The sequence below is a fragment of the Rhodopseudomonas sp. genome (assembly GCF_048594845.1).
Lineage (GTDB): Bacteria > Pseudomonadota > Alphaproteobacteria > Rhizobiales > Xanthobacteraceae > Rhodopseudomonas.
Map to the genome: position 1 here is coordinate 1 of NZ_JBMDXE010000270.1, position 2601 is coordinate 2601.

The 2601-nt window shown below is 66.1% G+C and carries 4 protein-coding genes and 1 pseudogene; 1 reads left to right on the forward strand and 4 read right to left on the reverse strand.

From position 1 onward, the window contains the following. Positions 1-171: pseudogene (locus tag ACOJTD_RS17475) on the forward strand (acyl-CoA synthetase); the annotation flags it as partial. A 113-nt stretch (positions 172-284) separates the two neighbouring features. Here ACOJTD_RS17475 and ACOJTD_RS17480 read toward each other — a convergent pair. The 4 genes from ACOJTD_RS17480 to ACOJTD_RS17495 all read right to left on the reverse strand — a co-directional run bounded on the left by ACOJTD_RS17480 (position 285) and on the right by ACOJTD_RS17495 (position 2389). Continuing rightward, entirely contained in the window at positions 285-1010 is a 726-nt protein-coding gene (locus ACOJTD_RS17480) for an urease accessory protein UreF (protein WP_420134151.1), read from the reverse strand. Beyond that, positions 1000-1635 (reverse strand): urease accessory protein UreE, encoded by a 636-nt coding sequence (locus tag ACOJTD_RS17485; protein ID WP_420134149.1) that lies wholly within the window; start codon positions 1633-1635, stop codon positions 1000-1002. The genes ACOJTD_RS17480 and ACOJTD_RS17485 overlap by 11 nt, the downstream gene beginning before the upstream one ends. Positions 1636-1756: 121 nt before the next feature. Next, positions 1757-2056, reverse strand: a complete 300-nt coding sequence (locus ACOJTD_RS17490) for a putative quinol monooxygenase (RefSeq protein ID WP_420134150.1) — start codon at positions 2054-2056, stop codon at positions 1757-1759. Between the two features lie 33 nt (positions 2057-2089). Next, entirely contained in the window at positions 2090-2389 is a 300-nt protein-coding gene (locus ACOJTD_RS17495; RefSeq protein WP_054163564.1) for a putative quinol monooxygenase, read from the reverse strand. Positions 2390-2601: the final 212 nt, after the last annotated feature.

The following is a 2601-nucleotide window of genomic DNA, read 5'->3' on the forward strand; positions in this document are numbered from 1 at the left end:
GAGCCGGACGAGCGCGAACTCATCGAGCTGGTGAAGACCCGCAAGGGCTCGGCCCACGCGCCCAAGCAGGTCAAGTTCGTCAGCGAAATGCCGATGACCGGCGTCGGCAAGATCGACAAGAAAGTCCTGCGCGCCCAATTCTGGCAGGGCCGCGACCGGATGGTGGGCTGAGCCGAACTATTGATGCGGCCTGTCCCGGGCGCGATGCGGCACGCGGTGCCGCTTCGCAGACCCGGGGCCCCGGTTGCAACGTGCGTGATCCGGTTACGCTCCGGGTGTGACCACTACGACCTGAACAGCCGCGTGTACTGCGTCTCGTGGCGCAGGCTGGCGAGATCGGCGCGGAAGGTGGCGCTGCCGAGGTCGTCGAGCGTCGCAGCGAGCGCACGCTCGCCGGTGCTGATCACTACGGGCTCGAGTGCGGCGAGCACCCGCTGGCTGTCGGTCTGGCCGAGCGGCACCAGCCTGGCGCCGGCGGAGATCCAGTTCGACACCACCGCGTGCAGGAATGCATGCAGCGTGGCGGGAAGCGGTACGCCGTGGACCGCGCTGACGAGGCCAACCGCCACCGGATAGGCCACTGCGCCATCGCACGCCGCAACCGCCCGCTCAAAGCCGTCGCTCGCCCAGGCATTGCGAACGATCTCGATGAAGGCACGACCTTGAGCGGTGGTTTCGAGGTGTCGCTCGGCCGACGGCACAAAGGCGACGGCCAGTTCGGCGACGCTGCGCAAAGCCTGCTGGTCATCCGCCGCAGCGGCTCGGTAGGCGTGGGCGAGGAACACGCCGTCGCAGAAGCCGGCGCCGTGTTCCAGCATCGCGGCAAGCCAGTCGCGCAGGCTTGTGGCGTCGGTGACGTCGCCCGCCTCCACGGCCCATTCGATGCCGCTCGAATAGGAGAACGCACCGACCGGAAAAGCCGGCGACAGCCATGTCATCAGCCGGTAGAGCGCGGCGCCTTGTTGTGCCGACAGCGGCTCGATCGTCGAGGCGGCCGGCTCAGTGGTCATGCTTGTGGGAATGGCCGTGGCCGTGATCATGGCCGCAGTGCTCGTCGTGCACGTGATGATCGTGATCGTGCCCATGGGCGTGATCATGGCCCTGATGCGCATGCCCGTGGCCATGATGATCATGACCATGATGATCATGGCCGTGGTGATCGTGATGGCCGTGGCCGGCATGGCCGTGCGCGCCGCTGTCGTGGGCCGGCGCGTAGGCACCACCTTCCGGATCGAACGGCGCCTCGATCTCGACGGCCTTGCCACCAAGACCCTTCACCATGTCGGCGATGACATGATCGCGACGGATGCGGAGCGCCTTGGCCATGATCTGCGTTGGCAAATGCCGATTGCCGAGATGCCAGGCCAGCCGCACCAGATGCAGCGGATCGCGACCGCGAATCTCGAGCAGCGGCTCCGGCGCGGCCACCACTTCGATCAGCCGGCCATCATCCAGCACCAATGCATCGCCGCCGCGCAGCGCGACTGCGTGTTCGAGGTCGAGCAGGAAGTCGAGGCCGCGCGTCCCGGTCATCGTCATCCGTCGACGATGCCGATCGTCGAACGCCAGCACGACGGTGTCGGCCGCCGGCTCCTTGAAATGATACTGTCCGTAGACTTTGCTGGCTCGGATCATGCGGGGCTCATCGCATTGGGATCAATCAGGCGAGCCCAAAGCTCTAGAGCATTTCCCGGGCGAGGGAAATCCGGATCGCGCCGGACCGCCCTCGCCTTTATGCCCAACTAGCGGCAGAGGCTCAGAACGTCTCGACCTTGCCTTCACTGATGATCTCGATCACCGTCGGCGACGCCTTCAGCGGCGTCGACAGCTCACGCCACACCTTCATGTGCGGCGCGCGGGCATGCGCGTTGAGATCTTCGCGACTCTCCCAACGCTCGACAACGACGAACGTGTTCGGATCGTTGATCGAGATGTGGTTCTCGTAGGAGATGCAGCCCTTCTCCTTGCGGGTCTCGGCAATGCAAGCCTTGGCCCCGGCGATGAAGGCGTCCCGCGCCTCCGGCTTCACCTGCGTCGTTGCGACGACATAGATCATGGGGATTATCCCTTCTTGTTGCCGGCGCTGCGCTTACTTCACATCCACCTTGGCGGGCGTGATGATCTCGATCTTCGGGGGCGCTGCCAGGCACTTCGCCGCGGCACGGCCGAACGCCTTGAAGTGCTCGGTCTTGCTGTGGGGGCCGAGCGCCTCGGCGTTTTCCCACTGCTCGACGAACACCATCTGGGTCGGATCGGTGACGCTCTCGTGCAGATCGTAGGCGACATTGCCGGGCTCCTGGCGCGTGCCGGCGATGCATTCCTTGGCGGCAGCGATCAGCTCGGCCCGCATCTCGGGCTTCACGGTGAGTGTGGCGACGACATAGATCACGAAAATTCCTCCCGGCGGGTTATCGTTGTGGCGCGAACGCCGTGCGCGACCATAGGCGGATGCAAGCGGTCATGCAAAGGGGGCTGCGGTGGTGTCCCGCGCGCGGTGCAGCGCGCAGCGGTGCGCCGCAGACGCAGGACCCCGGTTGAATGGAGCCCCTGAAGCGGGCCCCCGATCTGCGCAGCGGCACTACGTGCCGCGGCGCGTCCGGG